At 49.3% G+C, this 728-nt stretch carries 1 pseudogene; it reads left to right on the forward strand.

The annotated features are described in order from the left end of the window. Window positions 1-186: 186 nt before the first annotated feature. Window positions 187-728: pseudogene (locus CIK04_RS35905) on the forward strand (reverse transcriptase domain-containing protein); the annotation flags it as partial.

The following is a 728-nucleotide window of genomic DNA, read 5'->3' on the forward strand; positions in this document are numbered from 1 at the left end:
TATCGGGGTATTCCGGCGTGGTCACCTGTGGAAGCAGAAGACGAACAACGAGAAACCGTGCACGGAGTAACTTTGGCTCACTTTAGTCAATTGCCATTGAGCTAGAAAGCTAAACAGCAAAGTGAAACAAACCGACACTGAAGAAAGCATCYTGTCCCCACACAGCACACAACCCAAGGGAAGACGTTGAGAGTTTATTACAGCCTGTACGGTCACTTGCTCAGTAAAGAGCGACTATACAGAGGATTTAAAAAGGTGTGTAAAGCGAAAGGCGCGGCCGGAATAGATAGGCAGAGYCTGAGCGACTTCGCCTCAAATCTGAGTGATAACCTTGACCAACTCCTCTCTGAGCTCAAAACCAAGCAGTACCAACCACAGCCGGTCAGACGGGTAGAAATCCCGAAAGACGGCGGTGGAGCGAGATTGCTTGGCATCCCCGACAGTTCGGGACAGAGTTGTCCAACAAACCCTAAACGACCTCTTAACCCCTATCTTCGAAGAGCAGTTCCATCCATCAAGCTTTGGATACCGCCCAAATCGAAGTTGTCACGACGCCATAAACAAAGCCACCATGTTCATCCGTCGTTATGGTATGCAGCATGTCGTGGATATGGACTTGTCAAAGTGCTTCGATAAGCTCGACCACGAACTTATCCTAAGGAGTATCCGAACACGAGTCACAGACGGCAGCGTGCTGGCACTGATAAATCAGTTCCTGAAAAGTGGAG

The sequence above is a fragment of the Vibrio sp. 03_296 genome, from assembly GCF_002265885.1.